The organism is Caulobacter segnis, from assembly GCF_029543125.1.
In the GTDB taxonomy this organism is placed as follows: domain Bacteria; phylum Pseudomonadota; class Alphaproteobacteria; order Caulobacterales; family Caulobacteraceae; genus Caulobacter; species Caulobacter segnis_D.
Genome location: NZ_JARQWW010000006.1, coordinates 215,237 through 231,620, shown reverse-complemented (window position 1 = coordinate 231,620; position 16,384 = coordinate 215,237). Strand labels below are relative to the sequence as shown.

At 66.5% G+C, this 16,384-nt stretch carries 9 protein-coding genes; 7 read left to right on the top strand and 2 right to left on the bottom strand.

What is annotated here, in order from left to right; genetic code table 11:
* The first annotated feature begins 82 nt into the window (after window positions 1–82).
* Window positions 83–1,513, top strand: a complete 1,431-nt coding sequence (locus P7B02_RS18125; protein ID WP_277787760.1) for a DUF1593 domain-containing protein — start codon at window positions 83–85, stop codon at window positions 1,511–1,513.
* On the opposite strand, the gene P7B02_RS18120 is transcribed toward P7B02_RS18125, so the two are convergent.
* The gene (locus P7B02_RS18120; RefSeq protein WP_277787759.1) at window positions 1,510–2,739 is read right to left on the bottom strand and encodes a TetR/AcrR family transcriptional regulator; all 1,230 of its coding nucleotides are present in this window, start codon (window positions 2,737–2,739) and stop codon (window positions 1,510–1,512) included. The two genes, P7B02_RS18125 and P7B02_RS18120, sit on opposite strands and share 4 nt — an antisense overlap.
* Before the next feature lie 102 nt (window positions 2,740–2,841).
* On the opposite strand from P7B02_RS18120, the gene P7B02_RS18115 reads away from it, so the two are divergent.
* The 6 genes from P7B02_RS18115 to P7B02_RS18090 all read left to right on the top strand — a co-directional run bounded on the left by P7B02_RS18115 (window position 2,842) and on the right by P7B02_RS18090 (window position 15,276).
* A complete protein-coding gene (locus P7B02_RS18115; protein WP_277787758.1) occupies window positions 2,842–4,068 on the top strand; it encodes a serine hydrolase domain-containing protein in 1,227 nt (408 codons plus the stop codon).
* Between the two features lie 217 nt (window positions 4,069–4,285).
* Complete coding sequence (locus P7B02_RS18110; RefSeq protein ID WP_277787757.1) at window positions 4,286–6,361, top strand: 3-hydroxyacyl-CoA dehydrogenase NAD-binding domain-containing protein; 2,076 nt, start codon at window positions 4,286–4,288, stop codon at window positions 6,359–6,361.
* A 74-nt stretch (window positions 6,362–6,435) separates the two neighbouring features.
* Window positions 6,436–7,968, top strand: a complete 1,533-nt coding sequence (locus P7B02_RS18105; RefSeq protein WP_277787771.1) for a class I adenylate-forming enzyme family protein — start codon at window positions 6,436–6,438, stop codon at window positions 7,966–7,968.
* A gap of 209 nt (window positions 7,969–8,177) precedes the next feature.
* Entirely contained in the window at window positions 8,178–10,973 is a 2,796-nt protein-coding gene (locus P7B02_RS18100) for a TonB-dependent receptor (protein WP_277787756.1), read from the top strand.
* 208 nt (window positions 10,974–11,181) lie between these two features.
* Window positions 11,182–14,127, top strand: a complete 2,946-nt coding sequence (locus P7B02_RS18095) for a TonB-dependent receptor (RefSeq protein ID WP_277787755.1) — start codon at window positions 11,182–11,184, stop codon at window positions 14,125–14,127.
* Window positions 14,128–14,184: 57 nt separating this feature from the next.
* On the top strand, window positions 14,185–15,276 hold the full coding sequence (locus tag P7B02_RS18090; RefSeq protein ID WP_277787754.1) for a pectinesterase family protein: 1,092 nt from the start codon (window positions 14,185–14,187) through the stop codon (window positions 15,274–15,276).
* Here the strand turns inward: P7B02_RS18090 and P7B02_RS18085 are convergent.
* On the bottom strand, window positions 15,273–16,295 hold the full coding sequence (locus P7B02_RS18085) for an adenosine deaminase (RefSeq protein WP_277787753.1): 1,023 nt from the start codon (window positions 16,293–16,295) through the stop codon (window positions 15,273–15,275). The genes P7B02_RS18090 and P7B02_RS18085 overlap by 4 nt on opposite strands.
* Window positions 16,296–16,384: the final 89 nt, after the last annotated feature.

Below are 16,384 nucleotides of genomic sequence, written 5' to 3'. Positions count from 1 at the left end.
TCGCGGGGTTTGCCCGCCCGGCCCGATGACGCTAGCTGTTGAAAGGCGGTCTCCATGCCGTGTCTTGAGTAAGGGGGACCGCATGTTGGTTTGGCGTGTTTTTGCAGCCGCGATCGCTCTTTGTCTGGCGGGCATGACCTGCGCCCAGGCGGCGCCCGCCGAACGGCCGCGCGTGCTGGTGCTGACCGACATCGAGAACGAGCCCGACGACGCGCAGTCGCTGGTCCGCTTCCTGGTCTATTCCAATCAGTGGGATGTGGAGGGGCTGGTGGCCACCACCTCGATCCATAAGCCCGATCGCCCGGCCATGTGGCGCATCAAGCAGATCGTCGACGCCTATGGCCAGGTGCGGGACAATCTGGAAAAGCACGAGCCCGGCTTTCCCACCGCCGCGCGCCTGACCTCATTGATCCGCGAGGGGCAGCCGACCTATGGGCTCGCCGCCGTTGGCGCCGGCAAGGACAGCGCCGGTTCGCGCCTGATCATCGAGGCTGCGGATAGCAAGGATCCGCGCCCGCTGTGGGTGCTGGCCTGGGGCGGTCCGAACACGCTGGCGCAGGCGCTTTGGACGGTGCGCGAGACGCGGTCGCCCGAGGCGCTGAACCGTCTGGTCGCGCGGCTTCGGGTCTATGCCATTTCGGACCAGGACGACTCCGGCCCCTGGCTGCGCGAGAACTTTCCGGGCCTGTTCTACATCGCCAGTCCGGGCATGCACGCGGGCGGCGCCTATCACTCCTCGACCTGGGTCGGGATCAGCGGTGACCGGTTTCACGGCCGGTTTGTCGGCGCGGACCACGGCATCGTCGACAATCCCTGGCTGGACACCCACGTGCGGGCGCTTGGGCCGCTGGGGGCGCAGTACCCGCACACCGAGTTCATCATGGAAGGCGACACGCCCAGCTTCCTGAACCTGATCGCCAATGGTTTGAGCGTTCCCGAACGGCCGGACTTCGGCGGCTGGGGCGGGCGCTATGAGCTTTACACGCCGCGCACGCGCGCCTGGTTCCTGCGGCCGGAGACCCGTCCCCTCTGGGCAGATGCGGAGGATGAGGTTCTGGGTGTCGACGGCGCCTGGCACACCGGAAACAAGGAGACGATCTGGCGCTGGCGCGAGGCGTATCAGAACGACTTCGCGGCCCGGATGGCCTGGACGGTCAAACCCTATGCCCAGGCGAACCATCCGCCTGTGGTCAGACTGGCTCATGCTGATCGGCTGACCGCGCGCCCCGGCGAGGTGGTGAAGCTGAGCGCCGTCGGGTCGAGCGACCCGGACGGGAATGCGCTGTCCTATCGCTGGTTCGTCTATAACGAGGCGGGGACCTTCGTGACCTCGCAGGGCAAGACCGGAGCGCCGGTCAACATCGCGGACGCCGATCAGGCCGTCGCGAGCCTGACCGTGCCGAACTCGCGCCTGTTCCGGATGGGCGATATGCACGTGATCGTCGCCGTCACGGACAAGGCGGACCTGCCGATGACCCGCTATCGCCGGGTGATCATCGACGTGCGCAACTAGGGCCGGAAGATTCCGACCATCAGGGGGCGCACCAGGAGGCTGGCGGCGTCTTCCTTCTTGGTGTCGCCCGCCCATACCGCCAGCGAGGCCGCCGCGTTCAGAAGCGAGTTGAGCATGTGGGCGGCGATCATCGGATCAACCGCCCGGATCGAGCCTTCGGCGATCCCGTCAGACACCATGCCCGAGAAGCGGTCGGAGACGCGGACATAGCGCTCCGACATGTCGTGGCGCAGGTCGGCGGGCAGGGCGGTCATCACGGAGGCGCGCATCAGCGGACCATGCTCAGACAACTGGTGCCGGGCCAGGGCCGATGTGGCCGCCGCCAGACGGCTCCACTGATCGCCGGGCAGGTCGCGGGCCGCCGACTGCGCCTCGCGCATGACCTGGAAGGTCCGCTCGAAACAGGCGACCACCAGACCGTCCTTGGCGTCGTTGTGATGGTAGAACGAGCCCTTGGTCACGTTCAGGGCGGCGGAGATGTCCTCCACCGACGCGCCGCGATAGCCGCGCTGATTGATCAGGCGGGTGGCGGCGACCAGGAAGGTCTCGCGGGAGGCTTCCTGCGGGTCCGTGGTCAGCTGGCCGACGGTTAGCGACGGCGGATTCCAGTCCTGCGCCCGGGCGGCCAGACCGCCGGTGAGGATATCGAACATCCGGTCGCGGACGCGCCCATAGTCCTCGGTCTCGTATCGGCGCAGCCAGGTGCCGGTCCAGAACACCTGTTCCAGCAGCAGGTGCGTGCGGGCGTTGCGCTCGGCCCGGCTGAGGTCCGCCAACTCTGGCGTGTCGAACAGCTCGCGCACCCGGCGGAACAGGTTGTTGAACGCCTCGAACACCGGGGTGCGGTGCGGCTCGTTCAGGGTGCGGACCTCGGTGAAGCTAACCAGGGGCGGGGCCTCGCCCTTGCGCACCCGGCGCTGCAGATCGAGGAACCGGTCGAGGAAGGCCAGCAGCCGCTCCTGGGCCGTGGCGGCGGTCGAGGCCTTGTCGACCAGGGCGGCGAAACGCTCGATCCCGCGCAGAAAGCAGGCGGCGGCCAGGTCTTCCTTCTTGCGGTAGTAGTAGGTGACGCTGGTGGTGATCAGCCCGACCTCGGCGGCGACGCCGGCCATGGTCATGCCCTTGACCCCCTGGCGGTTCAGGGTGGCGGTGGCGGCCGCGAGGATCGCCTCCTTCTTGGCCTCGTAGCGCGCCGTGGCGGCGGTCTGTCGAGCGGTTGCGGCCATGATCCCTAACGTTCCGTCCGCGCCATTGCGGTTGCCCGCAGCGCACAGGGCTATAAAGCTTCGTCCGCAAAATACGTCCAGCAAGAACAAGGGAGAATGCGCATGGGGAAACCGGAATCGGTCGGCATGTCTTCGGAGCGCCTTGCGCGCATCGACGCCCATCTTCAGTCCCGATACATCGACACGGGTAGGCTGCCCTGCGCCCAGACCATGGTCTGGCGGCGCGGCCAGCTGGTACACAACGGCGTGCTGGGCCTGGCCGACCGTGAGCGCGAGGTCCCGCTGAAGGACGACGCGATCTTCCGCATCTACTCCATGACCAAGCCCATCACCTCCATCGCCCTGATGATGCTGGTGGAGGAGGGGAAGATATCGCTGGACGATCCAGTCCACCGCTACATCCCGTCCTGGAAGAACCAGGCCGTCTATGCCGCCGGCGTCGAGGGCGCGTGGCAGACCAGGCCGACCAGCGAGCCCATGCGGGTGCTCGATCTGCTGCGCCACACCGCCGGCCTGACCTACGGTTTCCAGCAGCGCAGCAATGTGGATGCCGCCTATCGCAAGCTGAAGCTGGACGACCTGCCCAACGACGGCACGCTGGACGACATGATCGCCAAGCTGGCGACCATCCCGCTGGAGTATCAGCCGGGGACGAGCTGGAGCTACGGCGTCGCCACCGACGTGCTGGGCTATCTGGTCCAGGTGGTCAGCGGCCAGCCCTTCGACGTCTTCCTGAAGGAGCGCATCTTCGATCCGCTGAAGATGGTCGACACAGGCTTCTTCGTGCGGCCGGGGCAGGAGAGCCGCCTGCCGGCCTGCTATGCCCTGACCCCCACGGGCAAGGTGGTGCTGCAGGATGATCCGGCCAAGAGCGCCTATCTGGCCGACCCGTCGCTGAAGTCCGGCGGCGGCGGCCTGGTCTCGACGGCCGCCGACTACATGCGGTTCTGCCGGATGCTGCTGAACGGCGGCGAGCTGGACGGGGCGCGGCTGATCGGGCCGAAGACCCTGAAGCTGATGACCATGAACCACCTGCCGGGCGGCAAGGAGCTGACCCAGGTCTCCACCTCCCTGTTCAGCGAGGCGGTGTTCGAGGGGCTGGGCTTCGGCCTCGGCTTCGCCATGACCGTGGATGTGGCCCGGACCAAGAACCTGGGCAGCCTGGGCGAGTACTTCTGGGGCGGCATGGCCTCGACCGCCTTCTGGTGCGACCCGGTGGAGGACATCGCGGTGGTGTTCATGACCCAGCTGATGCCGTCCAGCGCTTATCCCGTGCGGCGCGAGCTGCGGACCCTGGTCTATTCGGCGGTGACGGAGTCGGCGATCTAAATCCTCCCCCGTTGGGGGAGGGGGACCGCGAAGCGGTGGAGGGGGCAGGGCTGGGCTCTGACTCAGCAGCCCCCTCCGGCCCTCTGGGCCACCTCCCCCAGAGGGGGAGGATCTGAGGCGGCGCCGCCCCCTATCCCGCAAGGGAAGGCTGGACTCCCGCGCCCAGCCATGCACGCTATCCAAACAAGTGTTCAAAAAAGAACCGGGGAGCAGCGCCATGGCCGCCATCAACGAAGTCACCGACCTGACCAATGACGGCGACGTCGCCGTCGTCACGCTCAACTCGCCGCCGGTCAACGCCTTGTCCGCCAAGGTGCGAGAGGGCCTCGACAAGGCGTTCGAGGCCGCCGACGCGGACGCCTCGGCAAAGGCCATCGTCCTGATCTGCGAGGGCAAGACCTTCATCGCCGGCGCCGACATCAGCGAGTTCGGCAAGGCCATGACCGGTCCCAGCCTGCAGGAGGTGCAGGGCCGCATCGAGAATGCCTCGAAGCCGGTGGTCGCCGCGATCCACGGCACGGTTCTGGGCGGCGGTCTTGAAGTGGCGCTCGTCGCCCATTACCGCGTGGCGGTTCCGACCGCGAAGGCGGGCTTGCCGGAGGTGAACATCGGCCTGCTGCCGGGGGCCGGCGGCACCCAGCGCCTGCCGCGCATCGTCGGGGTCGAAAAGGCGCTGGAGATGGTCACCAGCGGCCAGCATGTGCCCGCCAAGGCCGCCCACGCCATGGGCCTGTTCGATGAGCTGATCGACGGCGACCTGCGCGCCGGCGCCATCGCCTTCGCCCGCAAGGTGGTCGCCGAGGGCAAGCCCCTGCGCAAGATCCGCGACCAGAACGAGAAGGTCGAGGCGGCCCGCGGCAAGCCCGAAATCTTCGCCGAGTTCCGCAAGGCTAACGCCCGCAAGTTCCGCGGCTTCTTGGCGCCGGAATACAACATCCGCACCATCGAGGCGGCGGTGAACGAGCCCTTCGACCAGGGCCTGAAGACCGAGCGCGGCCTGTTCATGGAGCTGATGACCGGCCCGCAGTCGGCCGCCCAGCGCTATGTCTTCTTCGCCGAGCGCCAGGCCGCCAAGATTCCCGATGTGCCGGAGGACACCGAGGTCCTGCCGATCAAGAAGGTCGGGGTGATCGGGGCCGGCACCATGGGCGGCGGCATCTCGATGAACTTCCTCAACGCCGGCATTCCGGTGACGATCATCGAGGCCAAGCCGGAGAACTTGGAGCGCGGCGTCGGGATCATCCGCAAGAACTACGAGAACACCGCCAAGAAGGGCCGCCTGAAACCCGAGGACGTGGAGACCCGCATGGGCCTCCTGACCCCGTCCATGAACCTTGAGGATCTGGCTGACTGCGACCTGATCATCGAGGCAGTGTTCGAGCTGATGGAGATCAAGAAGGAGGTCTTCGCCAAGCTGGACAAGATCGCCAAGCCGGGCGCGATCCTGGCGTCGAACACCTCGTATCTGAACCTGGACGAGATCGCCTCGGCCACCAGCCGGCCGGAAAGCGTCATCGGCCTACACTTCTTCTCGCCGGCTAATGTCATGCGCCTGCTGGAGATCGTGCGCGGCGAGAAGACCGCCAAGCCGGTGATCGCCACGGCGATGAAGCTGTCCAAGACCATCGGCAAGGTCGGCGTGCTGGTCGGCAACTGCTTCGGCTTCGTGGGCAACCGCATGCTGGCCCAGCGCCAGCGCGAGGCGCAGAAGCTGATCCTCGAAGGGGCCATGCCCTGGGACGTGGACCGCGTGCTGTATGACTTCGGCCTGCCCATGGGGCCGTTCGCCATGAGCGATCTGGCGGGTCTGGACATCGGCTGGGACCCGGCCAAGACCAGCTCGTCCACGGTGCGCGAGGTGCTGTGCGAGATGGACCGTCGGGGCCAGAAGACCGGCGCCGGCTTCTACGACTACGACGAGAGCCGCACCGCCAAACCGTCCCCGGTGACCGAGCAGGTGATCCGCGACTTCGCCGCCAAGAAGGGCGTCAACCAGCGCGACGTCAGCGACCAGGAAATCCTGGAGCGCACCCTCTATCCGATGGTCAACGAGGGGGCGAAAATCCTGGAGGAGGGCAAGGCCATCCGCGCCTCCGACATCGATATCGTCTGGATCAACGGCTATGGCTGGCCGGTCTATCGCGGCGGCCCGATGCACTGGGCCGACAGCGTGGGCCTGGACAAGATCCTGGCCCGCATGAAGCAGTTCCACGACGAGATGGGCGACGACTTCAAACCGTCGGCCCTGCTTGAGAAGCTCGTGGCCGAAGGCAAGGGCTTCAAGGACCTGTAAGGTCCGCCATGGGCGAGTCTGAGCTGTAAAGACCGAGTTCGGAGAGACGACGCGTGACCCAGACCCTCGACGCCATGATCGCGGCGGACTTCGGGACCATCGGCGACATCCTGCGCCAACGGGCTCTGGAGACGCCGAGCCGGCCGGCGGTGGTGATGGAGAGCGGGGAGGCGGTCGACTACGCCGGCCTCGACCTGCTCATGGATCGCATCGCCGCCGCCTTGCAGCGCGGCGAGATCGCAAGGGGCGAGGCGGTGGCCGTCTGCGGCACCGCCTCGATCCCCTATGCGGCGCTGTTCCTGGGCGCGTTGCGGGCTGGGGTGGCGGTGGCGCCGATCGCGCCGTCCTCCTCGCCGGAGCAGATCGCGGTCATGGTCGCCGACTGCGGCGCCAAGCTGTTCTTCCTGGACGAGGGCGTGGCGTCGGCCTTGGGCGCCGTGCTGGACGGCCTGGACGTTCCGCGCGTGGCTCTGGACGGCTCCGGCGCGGGGGAGGCCTTCGACGGCTGGCTGGCGGATGAAGGCGCCCGCCCGGCCGAGGTGGAGATCGCCAGCGGTGATCCCTTCAACATCATCTACTCGTCAGGGACCACCGGCGCGCCCAAGGGCATCGTGCAGTCGCACGGCATGCGCTGGCGGCACATCGCCCTGCAGGGCGGCGTGGGCTTCAGCCCGGCGCCGATTAGCCTGCTGTCGACGCCGCTCTATTCGAACACCACCCTGGTCTGCTTCTTCCCGACCCTGGCGGGCGGCGGCACGGTGGTGCTGATGAAGAAGTTCGACGCCGGCAAGTTCCTGGCCCTGTCGGAGCAACACCGCGTCACCCACGCCATGCTGGTGCCGGTGCAGTATCGCCGCATCCTGGAGCATGCGGACTTCGACAAGACCGACCTGAGCAGCTTCCAGATCAAGTTCTGCACCAGCGCGCCGTTCTCGGCGGAGCTGAAGCGGCAGGTGCTGGACCGCTGGCCCGGCGGGCTGGTGGAGTACTTCGGCATGACCGAGGGCGGCGGCACCTGCATCCTCATGTGCCACGCCTTCCCGGACAAGCTGCATACCGTGGGCGTGCCGGCGCCGGGTTGCGACATCCGCCTGATCGACGAGGAGGGGAATGAGGTTCCTGCCGGCGAGATCGGCGAGATCGTCGGCCGCTCCGCCGCGACCATGAACGGCTATCACGGCCGTCAGGACAAGACGGACGAGGCCACCTGGATCAGCCCGGACGGCGAGCGCTTCATCCGTACCGGCGACGTCGGCCGCTTCGACGCCGAGGGTTTCCTGACGCTCATGGACCGCAAGAAGGACATGATCATCTCGGGCGGCTTCAACATCTATCCCAGCGACCTGGAGGCGGTGATCGTCGAACACCCAGCCGTGGCCGAGGTCGCCGTCATCGCGGCCCCCTCCGATCAATGGGGCGAGACACCGGTGGCCTTCGTGGCCCTGAAGTCCGGCGCCTCGGCGAAAGCCGAGGATTTGAAGGCCTTCGCCAATGACCGCCTGGGCAAGATGCAGCGCGTGGCGGACGTGCGCATCGTTGACGCCCTGCCGCGTAGCCACATCGGCAAGGTGCTCAAGCGCGAGCTGCGCGACGCCTACGTCAGCTGAAAGTTTTAGGCGCTTCTAAGCGCCGCGTTGGACGATCGTAACCGATCCGCTCTTGGTCGCGGGCGATTGTTGCCTGCCGTGCATCAATCAATGCCGCCTTAGGATTGGTCGTCGGAAGGCTTCCGCCGATAGGCTCACCCAAAATCACGGTTCTTCTTCGAGCCGATCAAAAGCGCCTGCCGCAAGCGGGCACACCAGGGGTGAAACGAATGTCTTCCAGGAATCTCCACAGCCGCATTCTGTCCGGCGTCTCCGTCGCAGCGATGGCTTTCGCCCTGGCTGGCGTGGCCCATGCCCAGGAGCCGGCCGCGCCGGCGGCCGAACCGGCGGCTGAAGCTGAAGTGGACGAGATCGTCGTCACCGGCTTCCGCGCCTCGCTGCAGAACGCCCTGAACATCAAGCGCAACGAGAACGGCGTGGTCGACGCCATCTCGGCTGAAGACATCGCTGACTTCCCTGACCTGAACCTCGCTGAATCCCTGCAGCGCATCCCCGGCGTGGCGATCTCCCGCCGCTCGGGTGAAGGCCGCCAGATCTCGGTCCGCGGTCTCGGCTCCGACTACACCCGCGTCCGTGTCAACGGCATGGAAGCCATCGCCACCTCGTCGGGCACGTCCAACTCTGGCGGGACCAACCGCGGCCGTGGTTTCGACTTCAACATCTTCTCGTCGGACCTGTTCTCGAACCTGATCGTCCGCAAGACGGCCTCCGCCGAGGTGGATGAAGGCTCGCTGGGCGCCACCGTCGACCTGAACGCCTCCAAGCCGTTCGACTCCTCGGGCCGCCGCCTCGTCCTGTCGGCCCAGGGCAGCTACAACGACCTGGCCAAGAAGGTGACGCCGGGCTTCTCGGTGCTCGCTTCGGACCGTTTCTTCGACGACAAGCTGGGCGTGCTGGTTTCGGCCTCGTATGACGAGCGCCACCTGATCGAAGAAGGCGCCAACATCACGCGCTGGACCTTCGGCGGCTCGAACGGCGGCTGGAACCCGGCCTCGACGGTCGCGGGCAAGACGATCGGTCAGATCAACCAGAACGTCACCGGCTACGACAACGCCGAAGCCGGCCTCTTCCACCCGCGCATCCCGGCCTATGCCAGCTACGACACCTCGTCCAAGCGCCTGGGCCTGTCGAGCGCGATCCAGTTCCGCCCCGTGGAATCGACCCTGTTCACGGTCGAGGGGCTCTATTCGAAGTTCGAAGGCCTGCGCGTTGAATCGCAGCTACAGGCCCTTGGCCTGAGCCGTCCGGGCACGGGCAAGCCGCAGTCGATCATCCGGTCGGGCATCGTCGAGGGCAACAATCTCGTCCAGGCCAATATCGATCGGGTCGACCTGCGCACCCAGTCCAGCCGCAACGAGCTGAACACCGAGTTCAAGCAGATCACCGCCTCGGTCGAGCACGACTTCAACGACCGCTTCAGCATCAAGGCCATGGTCGGCCGCTCGGAGTCCGAATACAGCGACCCGGTGGCGACGACGGTGACCTTCGAGCGCCTCGACTCCAACAACTTCAGCTACGATTTCCGCCCGCGGATGATGGCCATGAACCTGGGCTTCGACGCCCGGGATCCGAACGCCTGGGCCATGGTGCCGGGCACCTCGGAAGTGCGTCTGACGCCGGAGTGGGTGGACAACAGCTTCACCACCTACAAGCTCAACGGCCAGTACATCCTGAACGGCCACATGACCCTGAAGGCTGGCGTCGACTACAAGAAGTTCGAGTACGCCTCTTTCGCCCAGCAGCGCGCCAACACGGCCGACGTGCCGACCATCGCCGGCGGCGCGGCGCTCGCGGCCCTTTCGCGCAACTTCGACTTCGACGAAGGCCTGGGCCTGTCGGAAGGTTCGCTGAAGACCTGGCTGGCGCCGGATCTGGCGAAGTTCGCCAGCCAGTACGGCATCTACAGCGGCACGGGTCAGTGGGCCCTGCGTGAGAACACCGGCTCCGCCGCGAAGATCACCGAAGAGACCACTGGCGCCTACCTGCAGCTCGACTACCAGTTCGACGCCTTCGGTTTGCCGGTCCGCGGCGACGTCGGCTACCGCTACTTCCAGACCGAGCTGGCCTCGGGCGGTTACGCCAACGCCACCTCCGGCACCCGCTTCGTCACGGTCGACCACAAGTACGACATGTGGCTGCCGTCGGCGAACCTGTCGGTGGACATCACCCCGCAGCTGATCGGCCGCATCAGCGCTGCCGAGACCATCGCCCGTCCGGGCATCGGCAGCCTGTCGCCGGGCGGCTCGGTGACCGTGCAGGGCGCCAACCGCAACTACTCCTCGGGCAACCCCTTCCTGGAGCCGACCCGCTCCAAGAACCTGGACCTGTCGCTGGAATGGTATCCGGCCAGCGGCTCGATCGTGGCGCTGGGCCTGTTCTACAAGGACATCGACACCTTCGTTCAAAGCCTGCGCCGCGAGGCGGTCTACAGCACCCTGGGCCTGCCCAACTCGCTGCTGGACGGCACCGTCGCCACGCCGGACATGGTCTTTGCGGTGACCCAGCCGGTGAACTCGCCGGGGGGCAAGCTGAAGGGTCTGGAAGTCAACCTGCAGCAGCCGTTCACCTTCCTGCCGGGCTTCTGGTCGGACTTCGGCCTGCTGGCCAACTACACCTACGTCAATTCCGAGATCGACTACCTGACCTCGACGGCGCCGGGCGCCCCGCTGGTCAACGCCACCCTGATCGGCCTGTCCAAGAATGCCTGGAACGTCACGCTGTACTACGAGAACAGCAAGTTCTCGGCCCGCGTTTCGGCCGCCTACCGCGACAAGTATCTGACCGGTGTCCCGGGCAGCGACTTCAACGACGTGATGGGCACGAACTCGACGACCAATATCGACGCCCAGGTCTCCTACAACATCAAGGATAACCTGCGCGTCAGCCTCGAGGGCCTGAACCTGACCGACGAGTACAACGATCTCTACGTCGACAGCGACAACCGCCTGAACGCCTACACCCACACGGGCCGGCAGTTTGTGATGGGCCTGCGCTACACTTTCTAGACTTCCCTGACGGCTTTTCTTCCCCGCCGTTTCAACTCGAGCGCCGGACTCCCCTGGGTCCGGCGCTTCTTTCATTTGGGGCTTTGAAGCCACTCCGCGCATGCAACTTCTGCGTGCCGCGCGAAAACATTTGCCAAGAACGGCAAAATCCCGAACTCTCGATGATACCGGTGTCACCCAAAGAACGCCGGATGAGGGAGGGACCAAGATGCAATCAACCAACACTCGGACTCTGCGCACCCGTTTGGCGACGGGCACGGCTCTGATCGCCTTGTCAGCAGCCGGCGGCGCATATGCCCAGACCGCCTCCGATCCTGCCGACGTGGCGGTGGAGGAGGTCATTGTCACCGGCTTCCGCAACAGCCTTGAGAAGGCGCTGAACATCAAGCGTGAGTCGGCGGCCGCGGTGGACGCGATCTACGCCGAGGACATGGCCAAGTTCCCGGACCTCAACCTGTCTGAATCCATCCAGCGGATTCCAGGCGTGGCCATCACCCGCGACGCCGGCGAAGGCCGTCAGATCTCGGTACGCGGTCTCGGCGCCCAGTTCACCCGCGTCCGCATCAACGGCATGGAGGCGCTGACGACCTCGGGCGGCACCGACGCCTCGGGCGGCACCAACCGCAGCCGCTCGTTCGACTTCAACGTCTTCGCCTCCGACCTCTTCAACCGGATCACGGTGCAGAAGACCGCCTCGGCCGAGACGGAAGAAGGCTCGCTGGGCGCCACCGTTGATCTGCAGACCGCCCATCCGTTCGACAAGCCGGGCTTCAATTTCGCCGTCTCGGGCAAGTACGGCTACAACGACATCAGCGAGAAGGCCCGTCCGCGTGTGGCGGCCCTGATCTCCAACACCTGGCGCGACGACACCTTCGGCGCGCTGCTGTCGGTGGCCTATTCGGAACGCTACCTGCTCGACCAGGGCGCCAGCACCGTGCGCTGGCAGACCGGCACGGCCACCTCGCCGGGCTTCCGCAGCGTGCGGGGCGCGACCTGCGCCACCAACGCCGCCGCCTGCGCCGAGGCCAACGCCGCCGTCCACCCGCGCATCCCGCGCTTTGACTGGTACAAGACCCAGCAGGAGCGCCTGGGCGCCACCGGCGCGCTGCAATGGCAGCCGAACGACCGGACCCTGGTGACCTTCGACGCCCTCTACGCCAACTTCCAGGGCGAGCGGAACGAGTCCTTCCTGGAGACCTTCACGCCCCAGACCGCTGGCGCCTGCACGCCGACCTCGCCGGTCACCTGCGGCATCAACCAGGTGGACGTCCTCGACTACACCATCGCCACGCCGCGCGCGGGCTTCCCGGTGATGACCACGGGCCGGTTCAACAACATCGATCTGAAGAGCGAGCAGCGCTACGACAAGCTGAAGACCGAGTTCCGCCAGTTCACCCTGGTGGGCGAGCACGAGGTCACCGACCGCCTCAAGGTGAAGGGTGTTCTGGGTCTGTCGAAATCGACCTTCGCCAACCCGATCCAGAACACGGTCCAGTGGGACCAGTACAACGTCCAGGGCTACACCTGGGACTATACCGGCTCGAACTATCCGGTGATCACGTACGGCACCGGCAACGTCACGGCGCCGGACTCCTGGACCCTGGCGGAGATCCGCATGGTCCAGGGCTTCGTGGACAACAACTACAAGACCGCCCAGTTCGACGCCGTCTATGACTGGAGCGACAACCTGAAGATCAAGGCGGGCCTGGTCTACAAGGCCTATGGCACCGAAAGCGCCGCCTTCGCCCGCTCCAACGGCACGACCGCCAACGTCAATCCGGTGGCGGCCACCAACCCGCTGACCGCCGTGCCGCGCTCCAGCTACGGCCAGCTCGTCACCCTGCAGGGGCTCAGCCTGCCGTCGGGCAATGTCTCGTCCTGGATCACGCCGGACATCAAGCGGGCGATGACCGCCCTCAACATGACCGATCCCAACTTCGGCAAGGTCATCACCACGACCCCGGGGACGGTCTGGTCCAGCCCGTTCGGCAATGAGTGCTTCACCACCGGCTGCGGCATCTATCGCCTGGGTCGCGAGCCCAGCCTGGGCAGCAACTATGAGGTCGATGAGTGGGGGCAGACCGCCTACCTGCAAGGCGACTTCAACTTCGAGGCGCTCGGCATGCCGGTGCGGGGCGATGTGGGCGTCCGCTATGTGAAGACGCGCCAGAAGTCGCTCGGCTACGGCGTGGTGCCGTCCACCGTGAACGGTGTGAACCTTCAAACCATCTCGGTCACCACAGCGACCCGCAGTTATGACGATGTCCTGCCGGCCCTGAACCTGGTGATCGAGCCGCGCGAGGACTTCCTGATCCGCTTCGGCGCGGCCAAGGTCATGGCCCGCCCGAACCTGGGCAACCTGACGCCGGGCGTGAACATCGGCACGGGCAGCAACAAGACCGTCACCTCGGGCAACCCGTTCCTGGAGCCGTTCCGCGCCAAGACCGTGGATCTGTCGCTGGAATGGTACTTCCAGCAGGGCGCGCTGGTTTCGGCGGCGTTCTTCTACAAGGACATCTCCACCTTCGTGCAGAGCTTCACCTCGCCGCTGTCGACCTTCGACCAGAACCCGTTCGGCCTGCCGGACAGCGCGGCGGTGGCGGCTTGCGGCACCACGCCGGGCTGCTCGCCCAGCCTGCCGGTCTGGCAGTTCAGCACCTCGATCAACACGCCCGGCGGTCCGCTCAAGGGCTTCGAGCTGAACTACCAGCAGCCCTTCACCTTCCTGCCGGGGCCGTTCGACGACTTCGGCTTCCTGGGCAACTTCACCTATGTGGATTCCGAGGTGACCTATCTCAGCTCGACCGGGGCGGTCACCGCCATCGGCCAGCTGACCAACCTGTCCAAGACCTCGTACAACGCGACCCTGTACTACGAGAATTCGAAGTTCAGCAGCCGCGTCTCGGCGGCCTACCGCAGCAAGTACCTGACGCAGATTCCGGGCCGCAATGGTTCGGACGTGGAAGGCACGGCCTCGACCCTGAACATCGACGCCTCGGCCACCTGGAACTTCAACGACCAGCTCGCCTTCACCTTCGAAGCGGTCAACCTGACCAACGAGGTGCAGGACCAGTACTACGACAGCAGCCGCCTGCTGTCGTTCTACCACGAGACCGGCCGCGAGTTCTTCGTGGGCTTCCGCTACACCTTCTAGACCGAAGAGACGGCGTCGCCCTTCCGGCGGCGCCGTCGTCCGCTCGGAGGCGGCTCAATGACTCTCGCTCCTCATCGCCGCGCGGTGCTCCTGGCGGGCGCCGCCGGCGTGGCTTCGGCGGCTTTTCCGGCCTTGGCGGCGGAGCGATTCGACGCGGTGGTCACGACCGCCGCGACCGATGCGCGAGGACCGGCCTATCGCAGCCTTGCGGCCGCCGCCGCCGCCGCGCCGGCCTCGGGTGGAAGGCCGTTCCGCATCCTGGTCACGGCCGGGACCTGGCGCGGGCAGGCGGTCATCGACAGGCCCGACGTCCATCTGATCGGCGAGGGGCGTGATCGCAGCATCATCGTCTTCAACCAGCATGCCGCCGCCCGGAAGGAAGGCGAGCTCGCCACCGTCACCGTCTATGCGCCCGGCTTCCGCGCCGAGCATCTGACCCTGGCCAACGACTTCGACTATCCCGGCAACATGCCGGCCGAGGTGGCCTGGGACCGCACCGGCGCCAGCGGCGCCCAGGCCCTGGCCCTGCGGCTGGCGCCGGGTTCGGACCGGGCCTTCTTCAACGATGTGGCTCTGACCGGCTGGCAGGACACCCTCTACGCCGAGGCCGGGCGCAGCCTGTTCCGCGGCTGCTACATCAGCGGTTGCGTGGACTTCATCTACGGCGCCGGGACGGCGGTGTTCGAGCGTTGCGAGATCCGCTCGCGCACCCGGCCGGGCAAGGACTTCCACGGCTTCATCGCCGCGCCCAATACGGATCGCGCCGAGCCATATGGCTTGATCTTCCTGGATTGCCGCCTGACCCGTGACCGGGACATGCCGGACCACACCATGGCGCTGGGCCGCCCTTGGCGCGCGACCAAGAGTTTTCCCGACGGCCGCTATGGCAATCCTGACGCGGTGGGGCACGCGGCCTTCATCCGCTGCTGGATGGACAGCCATATCGTGCCCGAGGGCTGGTACCCCATGCACTACAATCTTAAGAGCGGCCGGCGGACGATGTACCAGCCGGAGGACGCGCGGCTGTTCGAATACGCCAGCCGTGGGCCGGGCGCCGCGCGAGCATCAAAGGTGCGGCGGATGCTGACCGCGAAGGAGGCGGCGCTCTATACGCCCCGCCGCCTGCTGTCCGGCTGGTCGCCGAGCTAGGCCGGGTTCGCGGCCACGTAGGCGTCGATCTCCGCCAGGCGCTTGTCCACTTCGCTCTCGGCCAGGAAAGAGCCGGTGAAGCTGTTCTTCGCCAAGGTGATCAGGTCTTCGCGGGTCAGGCGCGTGGCCGCGGCAACCGCCGTCCAGTTGTCGTTCAGATAGCCGCCGAAATAGGCCGGGTCATCGGAGTTCACCGTCGCCTTCAGGCCCAGGTCGAGCATCCGCTTCATGGGGTGATCGACCAGATCATCCACCACGCACAGCTTCAGGTTCGACAGCGGGCAGACGGTCAGGGTCTTGCCTTCCGCCACCAGTCGCCGGGTCAGCGCCTCGTCCTCCAGGGCGCGGTTGCCATGATCGATGCGGTCGACGGCCAGCAGGTCCAGCGCCTCCCAGACATACTCCGGCGGGCCTTCCTCGCCGGCGTGGGCGACGATCTTCAGGCCCTTGCCGGCGGCGGCCTTGAACACCCGCGCGAACTTGGACGGCGGGTGCCCGACCTCGGAAGAATCCAGGCCCACCCCGGCGATGCGGTCCAGATAGGGTTCGGCCTGGGCCAGGGTCTCGAACGCGGCTTCCTCCGACAGATGGCGCAGGAAGCAGAGGATCAGCTTGGAGGTGATCCCGAGCGTCTTCTCCGCCTCGTCCATGGCGGACAGCAGGCCGTCGGCGACCACGCTGAACGGCACGCCTCGGTCGGTGTGGGTCTGGGGGTCGAAGAAGATCTCGGCGTGCTTGCCGCCGTCCGCCGCCAGCCGCCGGAAATAGGCCATGGCCAGGTCGTGGAAGTCGGCCTTCTTCAGCAGGACGCTGGCTCCGGCGTAGTAGATGTCGAGGAAGTCCTGCAGGTTCGAAAAGGCGTAGGCCGCCTTCACCGCCTCGATCGAATCAAAAGGCAGGGTGACGCCGTTGCGCTTGGCGAACTCGAACATCTGCTCGGGCTCCAGGCTGCCCTCGATGTGCAGATGCAGTTCAGCCTTGGGCAGGCCGGCGATGAAGGTGTTCAGGTCCTGGGTCATGACCGTACGTTTTCTGTGGCTATGGCGCGCGGTCAAGCACGACTGGCGTTGCGGGCCGCATATTCGCCACTAAGCTTGGGATGCTGTCA

Excerpts from the sequence above, each read along its gene's own strand:
- P7B02_RS18125 (WP_277787760.1), top strand. The coding sequence starts at position 83 with ATGTTGGTTTGGCGTGTTTTTGCAGCCGCGATCGCTCTTTGTCTGGCG.
- P7B02_RS18120 (WP_277787759.1), bottom strand. The coding sequence starts at position 2,739 with ATGGCCGCAACCGCTCGACAGACCGCCGCCACGGCGCGCTACGAGGCC.
- P7B02_RS18115 (WP_277787758.1), top strand. The coding sequence starts at position 2,842 with ATGGGGAAACCGGAATCGGTCGGCATGTCTTCGGAGCGCCTTGCGCGC.
- P7B02_RS18110 (WP_277787757.1), top strand. The coding sequence starts at position 4,286 with ATGGCCGCCATCAACGAAGTCACCGACCTGACCAATGACGGCGACGTC.
- P7B02_RS18105 (WP_277787771.1), top strand. The coding sequence starts at position 6,436 with ATGATCGCGGCGGACTTCGGGACCATCGGCGACATCCTGCGCCAACGG.
- P7B02_RS18100 (WP_277787756.1), top strand. The coding sequence starts at position 8,178 with ATGTCTTCCAGGAATCTCCACAGCCGCATTCTGTCCGGCGTCTCCGTC.
- P7B02_RS18095 (WP_277787755.1), top strand. The coding sequence starts at position 11,182 with ATGCAATCAACCAACACTCGGACTCTGCGCACCCGTTTGGCGACGGGC.
- P7B02_RS18090 (WP_277787754.1), top strand. The coding sequence starts at position 14,185 with ATGACTCTCGCTCCTCATCGCCGCGCGGTGCTCCTGGCGGGCGCCGCC.
- P7B02_RS18085 (WP_277787753.1), bottom strand. The coding sequence starts at position 16,295 with ATGACCCAGGACCTGAACACCTTCATCGCCGGCCTGCCCAAGGCTGAA.